This is a genomic window from Bacillus cereus group sp. BceL220, assembly GCF_051776965.1.
GTDB classification, from domain to species: Bacteria; Bacillota; Bacilli; order Bacillales; family Bacillaceae_G; genus Bacillus_A; species Bacillus_A cereus.
In genome coordinates this window covers 142,006-164,597 of the sequence record NZ_JBPWBC010000005.1, presented here as the reverse complement: position 1 = coordinate 164,597, position 22,592 = coordinate 142,006, and the positions used below count along the sequence as shown (strand labels likewise).

Below are 22,592 nucleotides of genomic sequence, written 5' to 3'. Positions count from 1 at the left end.
TCAAACTGTATTGTTTGAGGTTTCCATAAGATAGGGATTGATAAGAAATTTTTGTTCCAAACTTATTTATACTTACAAAAAAATTAAGAAAATAGAGGGTAAACATTACCTAGAATATTAGGATCGTTTTCATTAGGAGGATTACAAAACATGACTAAAGTTGATAAGGTAAAAGAAAAAATTATTGAAACATCTTTATATTTATTTAATACTAATGGGATAACTCGCACATCCATCCAGGATATAATGACAGCTACTGAACTACCTAAAGGATCTATTTATCGTAGATTCAAAAGTAAAGAAGAAATTGTCCTTGCTGCCTACGACAAAAGTGGTGAGATTATGTGGAGTCATTTTCATAAAGCAATGGAAAATAAAAAGACAGCAATTGATAAAATTCTTGCAATTTTCCTTGTATATCAAGATGCAGCTAATAATCCTCCTATTGCCGGAGGCTGTCCATTACTTAATAGTGCCATTGAAAGTACTGGAGTATTTCCAGAATTACAAAAAGCAGCAGCAAAAGGTTATGATGATACAGTAATGTTAATGGCTTCTCTCATAAAAGAAGGAATAGAGAAACAAGAATTTAAAGAAGATATAGACATTATATCACTCGCTTCCTTTCTTGCATCTTCAATGGAGGGGGCTATTATGGCAAGTCGAGTATCTAACGATAATATACACCATCATTATTTTATTGAACAAATAAAACATCATCTTTTCTCCTATTCTAAATAAGTGAGAACTTGCATTGCTTTCATTTAACTTTTATAGACTTAAATTGAATAAACACCCCTCATAAACAGTATCTTCTGTTTATGAGGGGTGTTTGAATAGTTTTTAGACGATGGTTTATGTTTCTTATTAAACGGTTTCATTGTATATAATAAGTGGAATAAAAGTTCAGTTAGATAAAATTCGGTAGTCGAATTTTTTTGCATAAAGCTGTATAATGCTTGTAACGAAAGGGAAATACAGGAAGGGATTTGTAATGAGTTACTATGGAAAAAGATAAACAACAATTAAGCGTTGAAGTTGCAAGATTATATTATCAATCAGATTATAGTCAGCAAGAAATTGCTAACAAATTAAATATTTCAAGACCGACGATTTCTAGATTGTTAAAGTACGCGAAAGAAAAAGGGTTTGTTCAAATTAGCATCGCCGATCCATTTGCGGATTTAGATAACGTTGGGAATTTACTGAAAGAAAAGTACAACTTGTTAGAGGCACATGTTGTGTTTTCTCCAGTACCGGAATATGCAACGATTACAGAGTATATAAGTAAATATGCTGCTGAGTATATGGAAAAGACGGTTAAAAACGGTGATATTGTTGGTGTAAGCTGGGGAATGACGATGTATGAAATTGCTAGAAAAATCGTACCGCAACATGTAAAAGGGGTAGAGGTTGTCCAGCTAAAAGGCGGTATTAGTCATTCGAGTGTAAATACATATGCGAATGAGACGATAGCTTTATTTGCAGATGCTTTTCAAACGACGCCAAGAAATCTCCCTCTTCCAGTTATATTTGATAATGCAGTGACAAAAGAATTAGTAGAGCAGGATCGACATATTCATCACATTATTGAAATGGGGAAACAAGCGAATATTGCAGTTTTCACTGTAGGAACAGTGCGAGACGAAGCGCTATTATTCCGATTAGGTTATTTCGATAAGGATGAAACAAGTTTACTCAAAAAACAATCGGTCGGTGACATTTGTTCACGTTTCTTTGATGGAGACGGAAATATTAGTAGCGAAGAAATTAATAAGCGTACAATTGGAATTGAGTTAGAGGAACTAAAATTAAAGAAACGCTCTATTTTAGTTGCAGGTGGTAATAGAAAAATAAGAGCAATTGATGGTGCGTTGCGTGGCGGGTATGCAAATGTATTAATTATCGATCAGCATACAGCAAAAGAACTGTTGCATTATGAAAAAGGTTAGAAATAAAAGGCGTTCTCAAGATGTTAATTTTGAGAACGCCTTTTATTTTGTTATGTATGAATGATAGGAGTCTTTTTTGAACACAAATTGCCTTTTTAAAAATAATTATGGATATGGAGATACATACTACCATTGTTAACATAGAAAATTTGATTATATATGAAGTGTTCTTTGTTAGAATGCGTTTTATTTACTACAAGAAAATTCCTTTTAAAAAAGAATGAACAAAATTTCAAAAGTATATTTACATTTGTTCAACTAAGAGTTAGAATGAAGTTGTTAAAAGATATGAGGAGTGAAGATAATGAACATTGCAAAGTTAATTGACCATACAATTTTAAAAGCTAATTCTACAAAAGAAGATGTTATGAAAGTAATCGAAGAAGCAAAGGAATATAAATTCGCTTCTGTTTGTATTAACCCAACATGGGTAAAATTAGCGGCTGATGAACTAGCTGGACATGATGTAGATGTTTGTACTGTAATCGGTTTCCCATTAGGAGCAAGCACTACTGAAACAAAAGCATTTGAAACAAAAGATGCTATCGCAAAAGGTGCAACTGAAGTTGATATGGTAATCAACGTAGGCGCTTTGAAAGATGGCGACAACGAACTTGTTGAAAAAGACATTTATGAAGTAGTACAAGCAGCAAAAGGAAAAGCTCTTGTAAAAGTAATCATTGAAACTTGTCTATTAACAGATGAAGAGAAAGTACGCGCTTGTGAATTATCAGTAAAAGCTGGTGCTGACTTCGTAAAAACTTCAACTGGATTCTCAACTGGCGGAGCAACTGCTGAAGATATCGCATTAATGCGTAAAACAGTAGGACCAAACATTGGTGTAAAAGCATCTGGCGGTGTTCGTACACGTGAAGATGCAGACAAAATGGTAGCTGCTGGAGCTTCTCGCGTTGGAGCAAGTGCTAGTGTTGCAATCGTATTAAATGATGCAAAAGGTGCTACGGATAACTACTAATCGATAAAAGGTTAAAGCAATAGATATACGTTTAAAGTATATCTATTGCTTTAATAATTGAAAAAAATGTAAGCGGATACGAATGGGAGGAAACGGCTTATGAAATACTTAATCGGTGTTTTTGGCCTCGTATTGATTTTAGGTATCGCTTGGCTTGCTAGTAATGATAGAAAGAAAGTCAAATATCGCCCAATCATAACGATGGTTATATTACAATTCATTTTGGGGTTTCTATTATTAAATACAAGTGTAGGGAATATATTAATTAGCGGAATAGCAGATGGTTTTGGAGAGCTATTAAAATATGCCGCTGACGGTGTGAATTTCGTATTTGGTGGATTAGTAAATCAAAAAGAGTTTTCGTTCTTTTTAAGTGTATTAATGCCAATCGTATTTATATCAGCCTTAATCGGTATTTTGCAACATATTAAGGTATTACCTATTATTGTAAAATCTATCGGTCTAGCATTAAGTAAAGTAAATGGAATGGGGAAACTAGAATCATATAACGCTGTTGCATCTGCGATTTTAGGACAATCTGAAGTATTTATTTCAGTTAAGAAACAACTAGGGTTATTGCCAGAGAAAAGAATGTATACATTATGTGCATCAGCAATGTCTACAGTTTCTATGTCTATTGTTGGATCATATATGGTGTTATTAAAACCACAATATGTTGTAACCGCTTTAGTGCTTAACTTATTCGGTGGCTTCATCATTGCTTCTATTATTAACCCATATGAAGTTACTGAGGAAGAAGATATGTTAGAAGTACAAGAAGAAGAGAAGAAGACCTTCTTTGAAGTATTAGGGGAATACATTATTGATGGATTTAAAGTTGCGATTACAGTAGCAGCTATGTTAATTGGTTTCGTAGCTCTTATCGCATTCATTAATGCAGTATTTAAAGGTGTAATCGGTATTTCATTCCAAGAAATTCTTGGTTATGTATTTGCACCATTTGCATTTATTATGGGTGTACCTTGGCATGAAGCAGTTAATGCCGGAAATATTATGGCAACAAAATTAGTATCAAATGAATTTGTCGCTATGACAGATTTAGCACAAGGAAACTTTAATTTCTCAGATAGAACGACAGCGATTATCTCTGTATTCTTAGTTTCATTTGCAAACTTCTCTTCAATTGGAATTATTGCAGGGGCAGTTAAGAGCTTAAATGAAAAGCAAGGGAATGTAGTCGCAAGATTTGGTTTGAAATTACTATTCGGTGCAACATTGGTAAGTTTCTTATCAGCAACAATCGTTGGTTTATTATTTTAATAGATTTATATAATATAAAAAGGAATGGTGATTGTAATGAGAATGGTAGATATTATTGCAAAAAAACGTGACGGCAAAGAATTAACGACTGAAGAAATCAAATTCTTTATTAATGGATATACAGACGGAAGTATTCCTGATTATCAAGTCAGTGCCCTTGCAATGGCAATCTTCTTTAAAGATATGACAGATCGCGAACGTGCAGATTTAACGATGGCGATGGTTGAGTCTGGAGAAACGATTGACTTATCAGCAATTGAAGGAATTAAAGTAGACAAACATTCAACTGGCGGTGTTGGTGATACAACAACATTAGTATTAGGACCATTAGTAGCTGCTTTAGATGTACCAGTAGCAAAAATGTCTGGTCGTGGATTAGGACATACAGGCGGAACAATTGATAAATTAGAAGCGGTAGAAGGATTCCATGTTGAAATTACGAAAGAGCAGTTCATTGATATTGTAAACCGTGACAAAGTAGCTGTTATTGGACAAACTGGAAACTTAACACCTGCAGATAAAAAGATTTATGCATTACGTGATGTAACAGGAACAGTAAACTCAATTCCATTAATCGCGAGTTCAATTATGAGTAAAAAAATTGCAGCTGGTGCTGACGCAATCGTACTTGATGTAAAAACAGGTGCTGGCGCATTTATGAAAACAGAAGAAGATGCAAAAGAATTAGCTCATGCAATGGTGCGTATCGGAAATAATGTAGGACGTCAAACTATGGCTGTTATTTCAGACATGTCACAACCTCTTGGATTTGCAATTGGTAACGCTCTAGAAGTGAAAGAAGCGATTGATACGTTAAAAGGTGAAGGCCCAGAAGATTTAACGGAATTAGTACTTGTATTAGGAAGTCAAATGGTCGTACTTGCGAAAAAAGCAAATACGTTAGAAGAAGCTCGTGAAATGCTAATTGAAGTGATGAAAAACGGAAAAGCAACTGAGAAGTTTAAAGAGTTCTTAAGCAATCAAGGCGGAGATAGTTCAATTGTAGACAATCCAGAAAAAATGCCACAGGCGAAGTATGTAATTGATGTACCTGCAAAAACTTCAGGTGTTATTTCTAACATTGTTGCAGATGAAATTGGTATCGCAGCTATGCTACTTGGTGCTGGCCGTGCGACAAAAGAAGATGAAATCGATTTAGCAGTAGGATTAATGTTACGTAAAAAAGTTGGCGATGCAGTAAAAGAAGGCGAGCCATTCGTAACAATCTATGCAAATCGTGAAAATGTAGAAGATGTAAAAGCAAAAATTTACGAAAATATTTCTATCGCTGAAACAGCAGTGGCTCCTAAATTAGTTCATACAGTTATTACTGACTAATCATAATTACACATACTTTAAGGGGGAAATAATATGGATAAGAAAAAATATATCGAAGAAGCAAATAAGATGTTAGCAAAAGCATATATTCCGTATTCGAAATTTCCTGTTGGCGCAGCATTAGTTACGAAAGAAGGTAAAATCTATACTGGTTGTAATATAGAAAATGCTTCTTACGGTTTATGTAACTGTGCAGAAAGAACAGCGATCTTTAAAGCAGTATCAGAAGGAGAGCGCGACTTTAGTTACTTAGTTATTACAGGAGAAACTGATGGACCGATTTCACCATGTGGTGCGTGTAGACAAGTAATTGCTGAATTCTGTGATCCGAAAATGCCTGTATTACTAACGAATGTAAAAGGTGATGAAAAAGAAGTGACTGTTGAGCAATTACTTCCAGGTGCTTTCACAATTGACGATTTAAAATAAGTTAAAAAGCCATTTTGCAATTATTAATTGCAGAATGGCTTTTTTGTTCATATTCCGTTCATAAACTTTGCGTAAAATGATTGCAGCGAATATGGAAAGTTTACAGCAGGAGGAATATAATGAAGAAATTCTATAATGCGGCATGTAGTTACTTATTGGTTTATGATTTTGCTAAAAAAGTCATTTAAATAGATAGGAGTGGAAAGTATGATAGCACTTTTATCAAGTGTCATAGCGGTTTGTATGGCTGTTGGGGTAATGTTTCTACGTTTTAAAGCAGCGAAAAAGCCGGTAACGAAAAAGAAAATTATATTACCACCAATTTTTATGAGTACAGGCACGATGATGTACTTTTTACCAGATTTTCGATTAACATCGTTAGAAATAGTCGAGGCAATTAGTATAGGGATTATTTTCTCTATTTTTCTTATTAAAACAACTAAGTTCGAAATAAAAGGCGAACATATATTTATGAAACCGTCAAAAGCATTCATATTCATTTTAGTAGGCTTATTAGCTGTACGCGTGGCATTAAAGTCATATTTAAGCCAATCAATTGATTTGGCAGAGTTAAGCGGCATGTTTTTCTTACTAGCATTTGCGATGATTGTGTCGTGGAGAATTGCGATGTATCGCTCGTTTACTAAATTAGAAAAGACAATAAACAGAGCTGGAATTTCTATATAGGAAATCCAGCTCTGTTTATGTTTTATTGAAATTCTTTAGCGCGGAACTCATTTGCTTAATTTTAAACGTATTTGAGCATCTTGTAATGCAACTGGTGTAACGTTAAGACCATTCGAATCAACAATTTTTGTATTTAATAAAATGGAATCTAGGCTTCCACGAAATGTTTCTGTATAGTTTTGACGTAACATTTGTTGTTCTTGTTTTTCATCAACTGTTAATCCAGATGTTCTTTCTTTTTTTGATAATTCATTAATACGGAATAAAATGTTTTGCATTTGTTTTCACCTCTAGTTATAATTAATTACATTAGTTACTTACTAATGTATAGTTATTGTAACCTATCTTTCATTAAGTGTCAACGTCTATAAAAATTTCTTTTTTGTAAGGGTATGGAGTGAAAAAGGATGTGAATAACTTAATGATACTTGAAATAGAAAAGATGTTAATATACAATACCGTAGTAGGGTATAAAATTTGTTGTTTTACATTATGAAAGAAATGAGCACAAAGGAGTATGTAATAATGAATGCAGTAATTTCAAAGAAAGAAACAATCATCTCATATACGATTGCTATTTTATTTATTTTAGCCATGGTAACAGCGGGTGTGTTATTAAATGATCCGGAAGTTATTCTGCCGGAAATAGCAGCGATGGCAATTGCTTTATGGGCGTATCGTGAGCCAGGATGGTTAAGGCAACCAGAAAAAATCTTCATTGCACCTTCAATAACAGCTGTGATTGGTTTTATGGTGAATCAAATGGATATTGCTTATTTAGGGAAAGTAAGTTTAACGCTTGTATTCATGATGCTTTTTTTACGTGTAATTCAATCCAATTTAGCACCATCTATTGCGACAGGTTTATTACCATTAGTAACAAATGCGACGGAATGGTCATTTGTTATCGCGGTATTCGCTTTAACATTTATTTTAATGGTTGGTGTTCTTATATTTAAATTGAATAACGGTATTAAGCGAAAAGTGCAAATACAGTATAAATATATGACTGTATTTCTCATACTAAATTTCGTATGGATTAGTTTATGTTGGATAACTGGTTATGAACAATTAGCAGTTATTCCACCAATATTAGTTGTTGTATATGAATCACTTCAAAAGCCGATGTACAATGAAAAAATGGCTTTTAAACAAATAGTAGTATTAACTACATCTGCAACTGTTGGAACAATATTGTACTTTGCGATTGATTCATGGATTGTAGTCACTTTATTAAATATGATATTAATGCTTATTTTATTAAAAATTGTTGGTGTACGTATTCCAGCAGTGTATGCATTTCCATTATTGCCGCTCGTATTTCCAGATGGAATGATAAAGATGTTACCAGTAGCTTCATTTGTCGCGGGAGTATTTTTATTTGGTGCAGTACTACTGTATAAAAAGTGGGAGATGAAGCAAAAGGGCATGGCAATGTAGATAGAGTAAAGATAGCTTTTAATTAGTAAAATAAATAGACACCTGTGAGTGTCTATTTATTTTATGAAAAATTTAGTTTAATTCATTTAAGTAATGAACAAGTTCTGATGCTTTAGAGAAAAATGGGGAATGATCAGCTTCTAAAGTAATAATTTTCTTGCAAGCTGTTTCTGTATTCATTCGGCGCTGAAAATCAATTGGAATCGCCCTATCTAGAGTCGTTTCAATATAAATGCGATCTATGGCTCCAAAGTTTTCTTCAGATATTTTCAGCTCTTGTTGGAAGGGTCCTAGTGGTTGAGGACGCATTTGATTAAAAGATGCTTCTTTAATAGAACCGTCTTCTGTAGCATTTAAAAATGTTTGTTCAATTAGATTAGGTATAAGTTCAGCAGTCAAGTCATTTTCATTTATAGTGAATTGCGGGCCATCTTCTCCGTCTAATTTACTACCAAGACTTTCTCCATTTCGTGGTAAGAAAGCACAAAGATATACTAATTTATCGATTTTATTTGGTATAAGTTCAGCAGTTTGAGTAATAACGATTCCACCCATACTATGTCCAACAAGAATAACCTTTTCATTTTGTTGATTTATATTAGCTGTTACTGCATCAACATAGGAATCTAACGTTATATTTTGTGAAGGAGTTGTATCTTTCCCACTTCCAGGTAAGTCTAGTGTAATAACAGTGTGACCTAAAGCCTCTAGTTGAGGTTTTACTAATTCCCATGCCCATTCACCTTGCCATGCTCCATGTACTAAAATGTAAGTACTCATTTAATCAACACTCCTCTAGGGTATATAAGTTTCATCTATTTGTAATATTGATGATGTATACTCAGTGTAAATGAAGTGGTTTCATAAATATAATGAAGGTTATTTATAGATGATATAAATATATTTTATATAAGGAGAACAGAATGAATGTTTTTGATTTTAAAGTCTTTACATATGTGGCTCGTTTAAATAGTATTAGTCTGGCAGCAAAGGAATTACATATGACACAGCCAGCAATAACACATATTATTAACAAATTAGAGAAACGATATGCTATAACGTTATTTGATCGCTCTAGACAAGGAACGATTCTAACTGAAAATGGCAAAGAATTTTTAGTTGGTGTGAATCGACTTCTAATGGAGTATGAAAAACTTGAGGAAACAGCTTTCCAGTTGAAGAATAAAAGCTTGTATAAAATTGTACTAGCTACGTATCCTTCCGTTACTGTATATTGTTTGGCGGAGTGTATTCAACTAGGGAATATTTATCATAGTCAATATGTACTTGCAGTTCGAGAAGGAAGCTATCAAGAAGTGTTAGATTGGCTATCATCAGGTAGTGCAGATTTTTCTATTTCTATAAAAGAAAATTTAATACAAGGATTTCATTATGATGTCATTGGTGAAGATCCGTATGTTATGGTTTCTTCAAAAAAAGTTCCGCCTAACCTTACTATTAATGATATAAAAAATTATCCTTTTATTATGCCGCTTTCTGGTTGCAAAGAAGTGCTCGAACCGTATTTGATGAAAAATGAAATAACAGTTAATAAAGTGATGGAGTCAGAATCAATTAGTTCAGCATTAGCACTTACTATACAAGTTAATGGTATAACAATCGTTCCGTTATCAGGACTACATAAGCAAATTATTCATGACTTCATTGTACAGCCGATAGAAATTACAATTCCACGACAACTTATTATGCAATGGTCACCTAAAAAAGAGAATGACCCGCTGTTTCTCGCGTTTGTTAAGAATTTATTAGCTCAACTACAGCAAAAGAAAAAATGAATATAATATTACAAAAGATAAGCTCATTTCACTAGAGCTTATCTTTTGTATGTATTACCAATAAAGAGCAGTATCATAAAATCCGATTAAAATAAGGAGAAAACCAGCTATACGCTGAATGCTATTTCCTATTTTCCTGCTCTTCTTCAGTAATGCCCCGTTTAATCCCAGATAGGAGATGAAGGACATTAATACGACGATAGGAAGAGCAGTTCCTATCGAAAAGAACGTTGGAAACAAGTAACCATAATTATATGATAAAGATAAAGGGATTAACGTTCCAAAAAATAGAACGAACATAGTCGGACAAAAAGCTAAGGAAAAGAAGAATCCAAGTAAAAATGAGCCAACTTCATTTTGTTCTCGTATAAATTTGATTGAGAAGAAGTTTCTTGCTTTTATAATACCTGCCAACATTAACCCCATTAAAATTAATAGGGGTCCCATCATTTTTCGTAACCATGGGAAATACAAAGTTAATATTTGCTGAATCTCTTTTCCTAAAAACCATACTAATAGTCCAAGTATCGTAAAAGCCATTATTTTTCCTAAAATGAATAACAGTAGATGTTTCCATACATGTCCCTTTTGTAAAGATTGAGTGCTATAAAGTGTAATAGCACTAATGTTTCCTGTTAATTGGCAAGGAGCAAGGGTACCTACTATGCCTAATAAAAACGAAAATAAAAGAGGTACAGATTTCGTAGTATTCGCGGCATCCATTAAAGGAGACATGAGTTGATAGCTCCATTCACTTATTGTTGAAAACACGTTATATTCACCCTTCTACTTAAATTGGAATGTTCCTTCATTAGCAATCTGCTTCCACGTATTACCCTCATCTGTAGAGATGAACACATTTGATTTCATTGTAGCAAATACGATTTCAGCTGAATTTTGAGGGTTTTGTGAAATATACATAATTGCATCTTTAGAATCTAAAGGTGGAATTTGTATGTTTGTTTCTTCATTTGTAGCAATTGATTTCTTCGTTACGATTTGCTTATTAATAGGGGCGTAAATAACATCTTCATTACTTAATGTAATTGCGGTCGATTCAAGTGATTTAGAGAATAGTTCAAATGTATTTCCGTAATCTGTAGATAAGTAAACACCGTCTTTAGCACTTACCGCGACTACACTAGATTGATTCGGATGTACTGAAAAGGAATGAATCGTACTTGAAAGACCTTTTAACTTACTATTTTTCCATTCTTGTCCGTTGTTCGTACTGAAATAAAAACCTTGTTGTAATTCAGAATTAGGACGTTCGTTGTATAAATAAATTGCTTCCGTATTATATCCGACAGCAAGGTTATGAAAATCGGATTCTCCATAAAACGCTAGCTTTTCAAGGGTATTACCGCCATCAGAACTTTTCAATAATCCTAAAGGATTTTTTTAATTTGCACCTGGTTCAGGGTGACCGCTGGCAAAGAATCCGTTCTTCGTTGCCTGAAATCCCATATAATCATGTAGCTCAGTCTTAGTTTCAAACCATTTTCCATTTTGATAAACTTTTATCCCGCTATGAGTGGCGATAGAAATACCAGACATATTTCCTGCATAACCAATTCCGTGAATGTGCTCGATTTTTCCAGATGTAATTTCTTTATAGAAGTCTTGCGGACTCGTATTTGCTGTTTCTGTATTTTTTGGTTGAGATTGCGCCGTTTCGTTCTTCACTGGTGCTGTTTCGAAGTTGCTAGAACATCCAGAAATTATTAATAAAGAAGTAATTGCTAAACCTGTTGCTACATAATGTTTCAAATTTGTAGACCCCTTTCCTATACATGAGATTTTAAGTATATGGAATAAATATCAAGAAATTGTGGAGTGGTATGCATAATTTAGCGTGGAAGGGGCCCTAGTAATGAAAATTCTCCTTTCGCTATGAGTATAATTAATTGACGAAAAATTATAACAATAATAGAATGAATTGTATTGATGATTAGTTTCACAAGCATACATAGAACACTAGGGGGATTATTATGAAATCAACATTTTTTGCTCAAAATAGAGAAAGACTAACGAAAACATTACCTGATGAATCCGTTACGATTTTATTTGGGGGACAAGCACCGCATATGTCAGCTGATGCACATTATAAATTTGTACCGAATCGTAATTTTTACTACTTAACGGGAATCGATGAACCAAATGTTATTTTTATGCTGAAAAAGTTTGGGAATAGTGTAGAAGAGACACTTTTCATTGAAAAATCAGATCCAGTAATGGAAAAATGGGTTGGGAAGACAGTTTCTAGCGAAGAAGCAGAGGGAATTTCAGGTATAAAGAAAGTTTTATATTTAGATAGCTTTGAAAAAGCAGTATCAAATATACTCTTTACAGAAAATGCGAAGCATCTATATTTAGATATAGAACGTCGCGAGTGGAATGGTACGGAGACAAAAACATTAGCATTTGCTAAACATGTAAGAGAAAAATATCCACACGTAACAATTGGTAATGTATATCCGAACATTTGTGAATTACGAGTTTTTAAAACCGAGGAAGAAATTGAAATTATTAAAGAAGCGATTGCTATAACGAAAGACGGTATTTACAACGTACTTAAGCATGCAAAAGCAGACATGATGGAGTATGAATTAGAAGCTCAATTTGATTTTACACTGAAATCATCTGGCATTAAGCATCATGCGTTCAATACAATTTTGGCAAGTGGTAAAAATGCTACAGTTCTTCATTATGAAGATAATGATGCACAAATTCAAAATGGTGATTTAGTATTGCTAGATTTAGGTGCTCAAAAAGACTACTATAACGCTGATATTAGTTATACATTCCCGGCAAATGGAATATTCTCTAGTCGTCAAAAACAAATTTATAATATTGTATTAAAAGCATTAAAAGAAACAACAGAGATTATTAAGCCGGGATTAAAGTTCGCTGCATTAAATGAGCATACAAAAAAGGTACTGGCAGAAGAGTGTAAAGCAATTGGTTTAATTCAAGAAGATGAAGAGTTATCAAAATACTATTATCATGGTGTCAGCCATTTCCTTGGTTTAGATACACATGATGTAGGAACATATAAAGATAGAATGTTAGAAGAAGGTATGGTTATAACAATTGAACCTGGTCTTTATATTGAAGAAGAATCAATTGGAATTCGTATTGAAGATGACATTCTTGTAACGAAAGACGGGTATGAAAACTTGTCAAAAGATATCATTAGAGAAGTTGAAGAAATTGAAGAATTTATGAGTGTAAATAATGAACATATAAAAGGAAACCAAGCTGTAGTTAAATAATAAAAGAGTCATCACTAATTTATTTGAACTTTATCTCGAATCGTGGACAATTAAAAAAACCATGATTCGGGATAGGGTTCTTTTCTTCGAAATACTAATCTTTAATTATTAATCCTAATAAAGTAGCAAACTGAACAGCTTGATATGTTGATACTTTACATCCTCTTAAATCGTTCACTGAAACTGTAAGTGTATCAAAGGTAGAAGAACTAATATCTATCCCCTTCAGTGATGTCTGATCAAAATTAGCTTCATCAAGACTACATAATTGGAATTCAACTTTTTTAAGTTTACAGTCAAAAAAATCTGCATTATTTAATGAAGTTTCATTAAATATAATTTTTTCTAGTTTAGAATTTCCAAATGCCGCTAAATTCAAAATTGAATTCTCAAATTTAACATTTCCTAAGCTAGATTCTGCAAAATTAACCCCGATTAATTTACTGTTTTTAAATTCGACTCTATGAACAGAAGAATTGCTTAAATTAACATTTGATAAATCGCAGTTTTCAAAACAAACATCTGTAATATCAATATTGCTAAAGTCTGTATTAGTGAATTTACAATTCTTTATCACTGCATCATACAATCGCACTCTATCTACAGATTCATTTTCGAAAGTGGAGTCTATAATTTCACACACTTCTAATGTTGGATCTTCTTCATAAAAAATATCTTGAAAATTCTTTGAAGATAACTCTGGTGAAATTTTTGGTCTATCAATTTTCATCGTATATCAATCCTCTTCTATTTGATATATTTGTGTAATTTGAGTCCATTGTCTGTAAAGAACATTAGTTCTTATTATACAAAAATCTAAGTTCTTTTGTGAAGAGCATTTTAGCTACATTTTTCTTATTTAATAATAGCAGTGTTATTGTTTCTTAAGAAATAACGTCAAAACAAATACGAGAACGGCTAATATAGTCGCTACAAGGAAAGCATTTTGTATTTCTAAAATATTCGCCTCTTGTAATGTCTCCGCTTTTAGTAATCTTCCAATTAGCTTACGTAAGATCTAATTACATCTCCTTATTTTCTTGAAAATCAACTTCTATAATGATTTTGAAAAAGAAAAAGGGGGGATTTTCCATGAAGCGATTTGTATTAGCAGCCATTACAGTCTCTGTAATATTTTTAATTGCTGCCTGTTCTGTGACGACAAATACAACAAATGATCATAAAAATATGAATGATAAAAAAACACTACAGACTGAAACAGCTACAACACCATTGAAGGTTGAAAAAGGACCAGAAGTTACTTTAATAGCGAAAGAAGAAAAGCAAAAATTAAGTAACGGTGTTATTGTTCCAGTCTGGACATTTAATGGCTCATCTCCTGGTTCAGAAATTCGGGTGAAAAAAGGTGAAAAGGTGAAAGTGACATTAAAAAATGAATTATCTGCACCAGTATCTATTCATTGGCATGGATATCCTGTCCCAAATAACATGGATGGAATTCCAGGCGTGACACAAGATGCAGTTGAACCAGGAAAAAGTTTCACTTACGAATTTGAAGCGAACGTACCAGGAACGTACTGGTATCACTCGCATCAAGATTCTGTAAATCAATTAGATAGAGGTTTGTATGGAGCGCTCATTGTAGAAGACACAAAGGAAAAATATGATAAAGATTACACATTAATGTTGGATGAATGGGTTATAGATAAAGAAGAAATTAATAAGCAGTTAAAAGAAATGACAAAAGGGCAAATAGGTAATAAATCTAAAGGTAATGAAAATGGGGAAAAGAATGATGATAAGAACGGCATGGATCATTCTGATATGAACATGGGCAGTGATAAAAAAGACTCTAGTAATATGGAAGGAATGGACCATGGAAATATGAAGATGGAAGGTCATGATATGAGTATGTACGATTTATTCACAATCAATGGAAAAAGCGGTGATTTAGTAGCGCCATTAAAAGTGAATAAGGGAGATAACGTTCGTCTTAGACTCGTCAATGCTGGTTATCTATCACATGATATACATGTTCATGGCCATGATATAAAAGTAATTGCGACAGATGGTCAACCAATAAACGATCCAAAAGTTATAAAGGATAAAGTAATTTCAATCGCACCGGGTGAACGTTATGATATTGAATTTACTGCTAATAATCCTGGGAAATGGTATGTTGAAGACCATTCAAAAAATAAAGGTGCAAAAGGAATGAAAGCTGTTATTGAGTATGATGGCAGCAAAGAGATGAAAGATAAAGCAAACGAAAAAGAAAAATTACCGAAAGTAGATATAATGAAATATGGTACTAAAAAATTAGGTAGTTTCACATTAAATCAAGAGTATACTGCCACATATAATATGGACTTAAATACGCAAATGAATGGAAATGAAATGGTATATACAATTAACGGAAAGGTATTTCCGGATATTGACCCAATTGAAGTGAAAAAGGGTGATTTAGTAAAAGTGAAGTTGGTAAATCGTTCTAAAATGGATGATCACCCAATGCATTTACACGGACACTTTTTCCAGGTGTTGAGTAAAGATGGAAAACCGATAGAAGGTTCTCCAATTGTAAAAGATACATTGAACTTAAAACCGGGTGAAGAATATGAAGTAGCCTTTGTAGCAGACAATCCGGGTAAGTGGATGTTCCATTGTCACGATTTACACCATGCTTCAGCAGGGATGGTAACGGAAGTGAACTATACAGATTATAAATCTGACTATGTTCCAAACCAAAACATTCCTAATAAGCCAGAATAATAGGAAGCAGTTATCCTTTGGATAGCTGCTTATTCATTTTTGTTGCAAGTACTAATGTATGTGTTGATCATGCCCGGATGAAGGTGAGGGAGTATGATCTGGGAATGTCGCGAATACGGCAACGATAATTACTACACTAATTGAAAGTAATAACAAAAAACGCTGTTGAATAAAAGTAGAAAAGTTCTCCGATAACAATTGAATCACACAGGACATAGTAATCGTTATAGTAAGTAAAAGGCTAATGAACAATATATTATGAGCTTGTTGAGCGTTTAACATTTCTGTAATCATTGCTCCCATCATACTTGCCATTAATCCAGAGAACATTCCTTCTAAAGCAGTATATAGGTGAAAACGTAGACCGATTAAGAAACCGATAAAACCACTAATTAAAATAGCAAGCAAAGTAGAATATAGTAATTCCCCCTTAAAGAGAATGCCTAAGTAAAAACCAATACTTAAACCGATACTCATACTAAAAGACATAATAAATACCATATACTCCATTAGGGTACCCTTACGTTTAGAAATATAGGATGTAATAAGAATCGAGGTACAGCAAAGTGTTAAGGTAGTTAACGTATAAGCAAACATTATGATACCTCCTTGTCCTATCGTTCATTTCATCATATGTTTATATGGAGGGTACTTATGCTTATTAATATCTGCATATTATCTGCACAATTTCATAGATGTAAGCAAAGGAACGCTTGATTTGTTAGGGCGTCTTTTTTAATTATAAGCATGTGAAAGAAATTGTTATATTATGAGTTTCTATTGTGAAGCCATAAAGAATAAGCGTATAATATTATAGGTCTCCCATTTGCGAGACAAACCGCGAATGATAAATAAGATTGTTGTTTTATCATCGCTTCTAAACATATAGACAATGAAAGTAACACTGGAATACAGATAGGGAGTTATAAAATGAAATTAATTATTGCCGAGAAACCAGATCAAGGGTTGGCTCTTGTTTCACAGTTTAAATATCGCCGGAAAGATGGATATTTAGAGGTAGAAGCGAATGAGTTATTTCCAAATGGAGCGTACTGTACATGGGCAATTGGTCATTTGACGCAGTTATGTAATCCAGAGCATTATCACGCAGAGTGGAAAAAATGGTCACTTAATACATTACCGATGATTCCAGAACGTTTTCAATTTGAAGTAACAAAGTCAAAGTATAAGCAATTTAACGTTGTGAAACAGCTGTTACATAATCCACAGGTAACAGAAATCATTCACGCAGGAGATGCTGGTCGTGAAGGGGAACTGATCGTACGAAATATTATTAATCTTTGTAACGTGCAAAAGCCGATGAAACGTCTATGGATTTCATCTTTAACGAAGCAAGCTATTTACCAAGGATTTAAAAATCTACTTGATGAATCAGATACAATTAATACGTATTACGAAGCATACACAAGATCTTGCGCTGACTGGGTTGTTGGTATGAATGCATCACGTGTCTTTAGTATTTTGTTAAAGAAAAAAGGAATGAATGATGTATTTTCTGCTGGTCGTGTCCAAACACCAACGTTAGCATTGATTGTAAAGCGAGAGAAAGAAATTGAAAACTTTAAGTCAGAGCCTTTCTGGGAAGTGTTTGCAACCTTTAATATAGAAGGAAAGAAATATGACGGAAAATGGGAAAAGGATAATGAATCCCGCTTAAAAGATCCTGATATGGCGAATAAAATTGCGGCATTTTGCCAAGGGAAACCGGCTGTTGTGAAGGAAATGAAAACGGAGCGTAAAGAGTTTCAGCCGCCGCTTTTATTTAACTTATCATCACTGCAAGCAACGGCAAATAAAGCCTTTAAGTTTTCACCGAAAAAGACGCTTGATATAACGCAAGCACTATATCAAAAAGGGATTGTTTCTTATCCACGTTCAGATTCTAACTATGTTACACAAGGAGAAGCAGCGACGTTCCCTGATATTTTACAGAAGTTAAGTCAGTTTGATGAATATAAAGGCTTATTACCGGCTCCGGTTGAATCCATTATGAATAACAAGCGTTATGTAAATGAAAAGAAAGTAACAGATCACTACGCAATTATTCCGACAGAGCAAGTTACAAACCCAAGCAGACTATCAGGTGATGAAAAGAAAATATACGATATGATCGTAAGAAGGCTTATTGCAGCTCATTATGAAGTTGCAATCTTTGACTATACAACGATTGTAACGCTTGTAGATGAACGTGCTGAATTCATTTCAAAAGGAAAACAGCAAATTCAAGAAGGTTGGCGTAAAGTTATTTTCCAAGACGATAAAGATGACGAAACCATTCTTCCAATTGTAGCTGAAGGCGAAGAAGGAAAAGTTGTAAAGGTGAAAGTGAAAGAAGGAAAAACACAGCCACCGAAGCGCTATACAGAAGGACAACTTATTACGTTAATGAAAACAGCTGGTAAGTATTTAGAGAATGAAGAGCTGGAGAAAGTATTAAAGAAAACAGAAGGTTTAGGTACGGAAGCGACTCGCGCAGGTATTATTACGATGCTGAAAGACCGTAAGTATATAGATGTAAAGAAAAACCAAGTGTATGCGACTGATAAAGGAAAAGTATTAATTACCGCAATTGGTGATAAAATACTAGCTTCACCGGAAATGACTGCGAAATGGGAACAACGTCTTGCGGAAATTGGTGAAGGTACAGCTTCACCAGCTACATTTATGGAACAGACGAAAAAGCTATCAGCTAAAATTATTGAAGACGCAGTGGAAATGTCTGAGAAGTGGGATTTCACGGGACTACATGTTGAATCGATTGAACGGAAAGGATCGAAATTTACAACGGGTAAAAAGGTTGGTAGCTGTAAAAAATGTGATGGTGATGTAATTGATAAGTCAACGTTTTACGGTTGTTCTAACTATAATACAACGCAATGTGATTTCACCATTTCAAAGAAGATATTAAGTAAAACAATTTCGCAAAAGAATATGACAAAGCTCTTAAAAGGTGAAAAGACTGATTTAATTAAAGGCTTTAAAAAGGGCGAGAAAACGTTTGATGCGAAATTAGAGTGGAAAGATAATAAGATTAATTTTGTATTTGAGAATTAATTTGTTAAAAGAGCATGACATAAAACTGTCATGCTCTTTTGTTATTCTTTTATTTAAAATTTAACGATAAAAAAAATCCTTTAAATAATAATTTTTTATTGTAAAACGATAAATTTTGTATTAAAATCAAAATCATAATAAATGAGTGAGGTGCTTTTGTTAAAAGGTAACAACCTTATTTTTAAAATTAGAGGAGGTATAACTATGAACATTAACAATTTGATTGTTAAAAATATGGATAACCCCCATGAGTTGGAGAAGATGTATAGAAAAGATCCGAAAGCTTTTAAAAAAGCATTCTCACAAGCATGGGACCAAAACCCTGATTCTCAGGTTCTAGGTGCTTGGTATGAAAGGTTGCATTTCAAGGAGAAAGTAAATAAAGAAAAAACATCTTTGTTTCAAAAAGGTTTCTTATTCATGGGCCTTTTAGCTATTCTGGCCGGCATAAGCACCAGGGTCATTTTCCACTTTGTCGAACAGGAAGCAATTGCTCCAATTAACTTGGCTTTTGGTGTAATTCCCTTTATTGCTGCTTATTTTGTTTACAATAATACTCCCAAAAAAAGTATTATTTATTCCCTTGCAGCGTTGTTCCTAATTTCCGGGATGTATCTTAATACGTTGCCATTAAATTATAAAGACAGTACCATTCTTGCTTATTTACATCTTCCTATATTTTTATGGGTCTTAGTAGGGCTTGCGTTTACAGGAAATGAATATTCAAAAGGCAGTACAAGATTAGCCTATATAAAATTTAATTTAGAATATTGTCTTCTCTACGCCAGCATGGCAGTGAGCGGAATGATACTAGCAGTATTCACCATGCGTTTATTTAGCTTTGTTGACTTAGATATAGGAGAATTCTATTTTAGTAATGTTGTTTTATTTGGAGCAGCGGCTCTCGCTATTGTGGCTGCATACTTAGTATCAATGAATCTTAAGCTTGCTAAAAATATTACACCATACATATCTAAAATTTTTAGTCCTCTCGTCCTGATCACGTTGCTTATCTATCTTATAACGGTAATTTGGGTCGGGAAAAATCCGTTCTTGGATCGCAATTTCCTAATGGCCTTCAACGGAATCCTCCTTGTTGTATTGGCTGTTACTATATTTTCTATCGTTGAAAGTGACTCGGACGAGAAAAAGAATATTTCAGATTATATAAATTTTCCCTTAATTGTTCTGGCGCTTATTATTGACACTGTCGCATTGTCAGCCATAGTATTTAGACTTTCTTCTTACGGGATTACACCTAATAGACTTGCTGTTTTAGGAGTAAACATAGTGATTTGGGCAAATCTCATTTGGATTATGTTTGCCTATATGCGTTTCTTGCAAAATAAATCAGGACCAAAAGCTATCCAAGATGCCGTTACGAAGTATTTGCCAATATACGGACTTTGGGCAGCTTTCGTTATATTTACGTTTCCTATCATTTTTAATTAGAAAGGATCTGTTAATGTAACGAAAAGTTAATTCTCTATAACATATAAAATTTTTTGAGCCGATCATTTTATAATTGGTATTATTAAGTTTGTAGTTTCGGTAATTTCATTTGTATTGATAAATAAGAAATAAGTGTTGTATGTAATCTTTCCATAATAAAAAACGTCCCAAAATGGGACGTTTTTTATTATGCGTATTGCCGTTTTTTCTTAATAAGCAACAAAACTTGTGAAACAAAAGCTAGTACCGGTAACTCAATCAACGGTCCAATAACGAGTGCAAGTGCGATAAGAGGCTCGTCTGGAAAAGCTGTTACAGCGATAGCGAGTGCAACAGGTGAGTTTCTTGCTAACGTTGTTAAGCTTAGACTTACTGTATCTTTGTAAGATAAATGCATGATGCGCCCGATAAATTGTCCTAGTAAGAAATTAATGATGAAGAACAATAGAACAGGAACGAGTAATAATAAAACGACATTCATATTTTGAAGTAAATATTTACCTTGTGATGCAAACATCGCTACTATTGCTAAACTTAAAAATACAATTTGAGCAGAGCTGAAAAACGGAATGAGTTTATTCTCGAGAGTTTCAGCTTTTTTCATTTTATTCATAATGAATTTTGTAGCGTGTGCAAGTATAAATGGTAAGACGATTACGATAACAATACTTTCTACTAAAACAGAAACCGCTACAGTTTTCATGACACCAGCAAATAAAAATAAATAAATTGGAAGGAGTAGTACTTGCAAAATTAAATTTACAGGTAAAATTGCAGTAGAAAGTGCTACATTTCCTTTCGCTATTTCAGTAAAGATTAAGTACCAATCTGTGCATGGAGTAACCATTAACATTATAAATCCAACCCAAAGTGCTGGATGATCTGAAAGAAATAGTGCTCCTAATCCCCAAGCGAGTAAAGGTGTCCATAAGAAGTTAATAGTAAGACTTGTTCCAGCAAATTTTAAATTACGAAATCCGTTTTTTATTTCTTTTAATGGGATGCTGAGGAATAATCCATATAGCATGAAAAATAAGAAGGGGACAATAAACTGGTCTGAATACGTATGTATCATATTAAATTGTCCGAGTACGATGCCGCATGTAACAGCAAAAAGAATAATAAAAGTTTGAATCTTTTCTATAGTGCTCATGAATAAATCCTTTCTATATATGAATTTTCCTCTCTAAGTTTATTATACAAGTAATAAAGATGTATTTGGTGTTCAATTGTATTTTAGTTAATATTTTTAAATTGAGATTTTATTTTTTATTAAAAGTTACTTGACTAAAGTAAGTGACTATATTACAATCACTTACATAAGGTAATTAAATAACAAAAAGTTTTGATAGCTTAACTTAAGGTATCTATTGGAACTTTTTCTTAGAATAAGAATTTTTATGATGATGAATAATGAATATGAAAAGAAAGATTAGGTGAAGAAAATGGGACTATTTAGCTCATTATTTGGTAAAAAAGAAGAAAATACGAATGTAGAGGGGAATAAAAAAATGTCAAAAGTATTATTTGTAAAAGCAAACGATCGTCCAGCGGAGCAAGCAGTTAGTTCAAAAATGTATGAAACATTTGTAAGTACTTATAAAGAAGCAAATCCAAATACAGAAATTACGGAATTAGATTTATTTGCATTAGATCTTCCTTATTACGGAAATATCGCGATTTCAGGTGGATATAAACGTAGCCAAGGCATGGAGTTAACAGCTGAAGAAGAGAAGGCAGTTGCTACAGTAGATCAATATTTAAATCAGTTTTTAGAAGCTGATAAGGTTGTATTTGCATTCCCATTATGGAACTTTACAGTACCAGCACCATTAATCACATATATTTCATACTTATCTCAAGCTGGAAAAACGTTTAAATATACAGCAAATGGCCCAGAAGGTTTAGTTGGTGGTAAAAAAGTAGTTGTGTTAGGTGCTCGTGGTTCAGATTACTCTTCAGAGCAAATGGCTCCTATGGAAATGGCAGTTAATTACGTAACAACTGTACTTGGATTCTGGGGAATTACAAATCCAGAGACAGTTGTAATTGAAGGGCACAATCAATATCCAGATCGTTCACAACAAATTGTTGAAGAAGGTCTAGAAAACGTTAAAAAAGTAGCAGCGAAATTTTAATTTATGATAGTAAATCGAAA

At 33.4% G+C, this 22,592-nt stretch carries 20 protein-coding genes and 1 pseudogene; 14 read left to right on the top strand and 7 right to left on the bottom strand.

Annotation, left to right across the window (positions count from 1 at the left end; genetic code table 11):
* Nucleotides 1–150 precede the first annotated feature (150 nt).
* The 7 genes from ACS2FK_RS15655 (at nt 151) to ACS2FK_RS15625 (ending at nt 6,663) form a co-directional block, all read left to right on the top strand.
* Nucleotides 151–741 (top strand): TetR/AcrR family transcriptional regulator, encoded by a 591-nt coding sequence (locus ACS2FK_RS15655; RefSeq protein WP_063547065.1) that lies wholly within the window; start codon nt 151–153, stop codon nt 739–741.
* Between the two features lie 263 nt (nt 742–1,004).
* On the top strand, nt 1,005–1,952 hold the full coding sequence (locus ACS2FK_RS15650; protein WP_063547066.1) for a sugar-binding transcriptional regulator: 948 nt from the start codon (nt 1,005–1,007) through the stop codon (nt 1,950–1,952).
* A 304-nt stretch (nt 1,953–2,256) separates the two neighbouring features.
* Nucleotides 2,257–2,928, top strand: coding sequence for a deoxyribose-phosphate aldolase (gene deoC, locus ACS2FK_RS15645; protein WP_001017432.1), 672 nt, complete (start codon nt 2,257–2,259; stop codon nt 2,926–2,928).
* Between the two features lie 99 nt (nt 2,929–3,027).
* Complete coding sequence (locus tag ACS2FK_RS15640) at nt 3,028–4,209, top strand: NupC/NupG family nucleoside CNT transporter (RefSeq protein WP_000876186.1); 1,182 nt, start codon at nt 3,028–3,030, stop codon at nt 4,207–4,209.
* Nucleotides 4,210–4,245: 36 nt separating this feature from the next.
* Nucleotides 4,246–5,547: a pyrimidine-nucleoside phosphorylase gene (locus ACS2FK_RS15635; RefSeq protein ID WP_001983022.1), complete on the top strand. Its 1,302-nt coding sequence runs from the start codon at nt 4,246–4,248 to the stop codon at nt 5,545–5,547.
* Between the two features lie 33 nt (nt 5,548–5,580).
* Nucleotides 5,581–5,976, top strand: a complete 396-nt coding sequence (locus tag ACS2FK_RS15630; protein WP_000358521.1) for a cytidine deaminase — start codon at nt 5,581–5,583, stop codon at nt 5,974–5,976.
* 207 nt (nt 5,977–6,183) lie between these two features.
* On the top strand, nt 6,184–6,663 hold the full coding sequence (locus ACS2FK_RS15625; RefSeq protein WP_000561070.1) for a CcdC family protein: 480 nt from the start codon (nt 6,184–6,186) through the stop codon (nt 6,661–6,663).
* Between the two features lie 47 nt (nt 6,664–6,710).
* Here the strand turns inward: ACS2FK_RS15625 and ACS2FK_RS15620 are convergent, their stop codons facing one another.
* Nucleotides 6,711–6,941 carry a DUF896 domain-containing protein gene (locus tag ACS2FK_RS15620; protein ID WP_001179618.1) on the bottom strand — a complete coding sequence of 77 codons (231 nt, stop codon included), beginning with the start codon at nt 6,939–6,941 and terminating at the stop codon, nt 6,711–6,713.
* Nucleotides 6,942–7,188: 247 nt separating this feature from the next.
* Here ACS2FK_RS15620 and ACS2FK_RS15615 point away from each other — a divergent pair, with 247 nt between their 5' ends.
* The gene (locus ACS2FK_RS15615) at nt 7,189–8,103 is read left to right on the top strand and encodes a membrane protein (RefSeq protein ID WP_000994724.1); all 915 of its coding nucleotides are present in this window, start codon (nt 7,189–7,191) and stop codon (nt 8,101–8,103) included.
* A 72-nt stretch (nt 8,104–8,175) separates the two neighbouring features.
* On the opposite strand, the gene ACS2FK_RS15610 is transcribed toward ACS2FK_RS15615, so the two are convergent.
* On the bottom strand, nt 8,176–8,883 hold the full coding sequence (locus ACS2FK_RS15610; RefSeq protein ID WP_023521695.1) for an alpha/beta fold hydrolase: 708 nt from the start codon (nt 8,881–8,883) through the stop codon (nt 8,176–8,178).
* Between the two features lie 143 nt (nt 8,884–9,026).
* On the opposite strand from ACS2FK_RS15610, the gene ACS2FK_RS15605 reads away from it, so the two are divergent.
* Complete coding sequence (locus ACS2FK_RS15605; RefSeq protein ID WP_063547067.1) at nt 9,027–9,899, top strand: LysR family transcriptional regulator; 873 nt, start codon at nt 9,027–9,029, stop codon at nt 9,897–9,899.
* 54 nt (nt 9,900–9,953) lie between these two features.
* Here the strand turns inward: ACS2FK_RS15605 and ACS2FK_RS15600 are convergent, their stop codons facing one another.
* Nucleotides 9,954–10,670, bottom strand: coding sequence for an urease accessory protein UreH domain-containing protein (locus ACS2FK_RS15600; protein WP_222592260.1), 717 nt, complete (start codon nt 10,668–10,670; stop codon nt 9,954–9,956).
* 15 nt (nt 10,671–10,685) lie between these two features.
* Nucleotides 10,686–11,669, bottom strand: a pseudogene (locus ACS2FK_RS15595) (F510_1955 family glycosylhydrolase).
* A 221-nt stretch (nt 11,670–11,890) separates the two neighbouring features.
* On the opposite strand from ACS2FK_RS15595, the gene ACS2FK_RS15590 reads away from it, so the two are divergent.
* Nucleotides 11,891–13,174 (top strand): aminopeptidase P family protein, encoded by a 1,284-nt coding sequence (locus ACS2FK_RS15590; RefSeq protein WP_063547069.1) that lies wholly within the window; start codon nt 11,891–11,893, stop codon nt 13,172–13,174.
* 94 nt (nt 13,175–13,268) lie between these two features.
* Here the strand turns inward: ACS2FK_RS15590 and ACS2FK_RS15585 are convergent, their stop codons facing one another.
* Nucleotides 13,269–13,904 (bottom strand): pentapeptide repeat-containing protein, encoded by a 636-nt coding sequence (locus ACS2FK_RS15585; protein WP_000687268.1) that lies wholly within the window; start codon nt 13,902–13,904, stop codon nt 13,269–13,271.
* A 362-nt stretch (nt 13,905–14,266) separates the two neighbouring features.
* On the opposite strand from ACS2FK_RS15585, the gene ACS2FK_RS15580 reads away from it, so the two are divergent.
* Nucleotides 14,267–15,907 carry a multicopper oxidase family protein gene (locus tag ACS2FK_RS15580; protein WP_063547070.1) on the top strand — a complete coding sequence of 547 codons (1,641 nt, stop codon included), beginning with the start codon at nt 14,267–14,269 and terminating at the stop codon, nt 15,905–15,907.
* Nucleotides 15,908–15,958: 51 nt separating this feature from the next.
* Here ACS2FK_RS15580 and ACS2FK_RS15575 read toward each other — a convergent pair whose 3' ends face one another.
* The gene (locus ACS2FK_RS15575; protein WP_000458538.1) at nt 15,959–16,504 is read right to left on the bottom strand and encodes a hypothetical protein; all 546 of its coding nucleotides are present in this window, start codon (nt 16,502–16,504) and stop codon (nt 15,959–15,961) included.
* A gap of 333 nt (nt 16,505–16,837) precedes the next feature.
* Here ACS2FK_RS15575 and topB point away from each other — a divergent pair, with 333 nt between their 5' ends.
* Together topB and ACS2FK_RS15565 are read left to right on the top strand one after the other, a co-directional pair.
* A complete protein-coding gene (topB, locus tag ACS2FK_RS15570; protein WP_000766771.1) occupies nt 16,838–18,982 on the top strand; it encodes a DNA topoisomerase III in 2,145 nt (714 codons plus the stop codon).
* A 204-nt stretch (nt 18,983–19,186) separates the two neighbouring features.
* Entirely contained in the window at nt 19,187–20,434 is a 1,248-nt protein-coding gene (locus ACS2FK_RS15565) for a DUF4153 domain-containing protein (protein WP_063547071.1), read from the top strand.
* A 187-nt stretch (nt 20,435–20,621) separates the two neighbouring features.
* Here ACS2FK_RS15565 and ACS2FK_RS15560 read toward each other — a convergent pair whose 3' ends face one another.
* Nucleotides 20,622–21,587, bottom strand: a complete 966-nt coding sequence (locus ACS2FK_RS15560; RefSeq protein ID WP_000103823.1) for an arsenic resistance protein — start codon at nt 21,585–21,587, stop codon at nt 20,622–20,624.
* A gap of 292 nt (nt 21,588–21,879) precedes the next feature.
* Between ACS2FK_RS15560 and ACS2FK_RS15555 the strand changes: the two genes are divergently transcribed.
* Nucleotides 21,880–22,572 (top strand): FMN-dependent NADH-azoreductase, encoded by a 693-nt coding sequence (locus ACS2FK_RS15555; RefSeq protein ID WP_000522528.1) that lies wholly within the window; start codon nt 21,880–21,882, stop codon nt 22,570–22,572.
* The last annotated feature ends 20 nt before the right edge of the window (nt 22,573–22,592 follow it).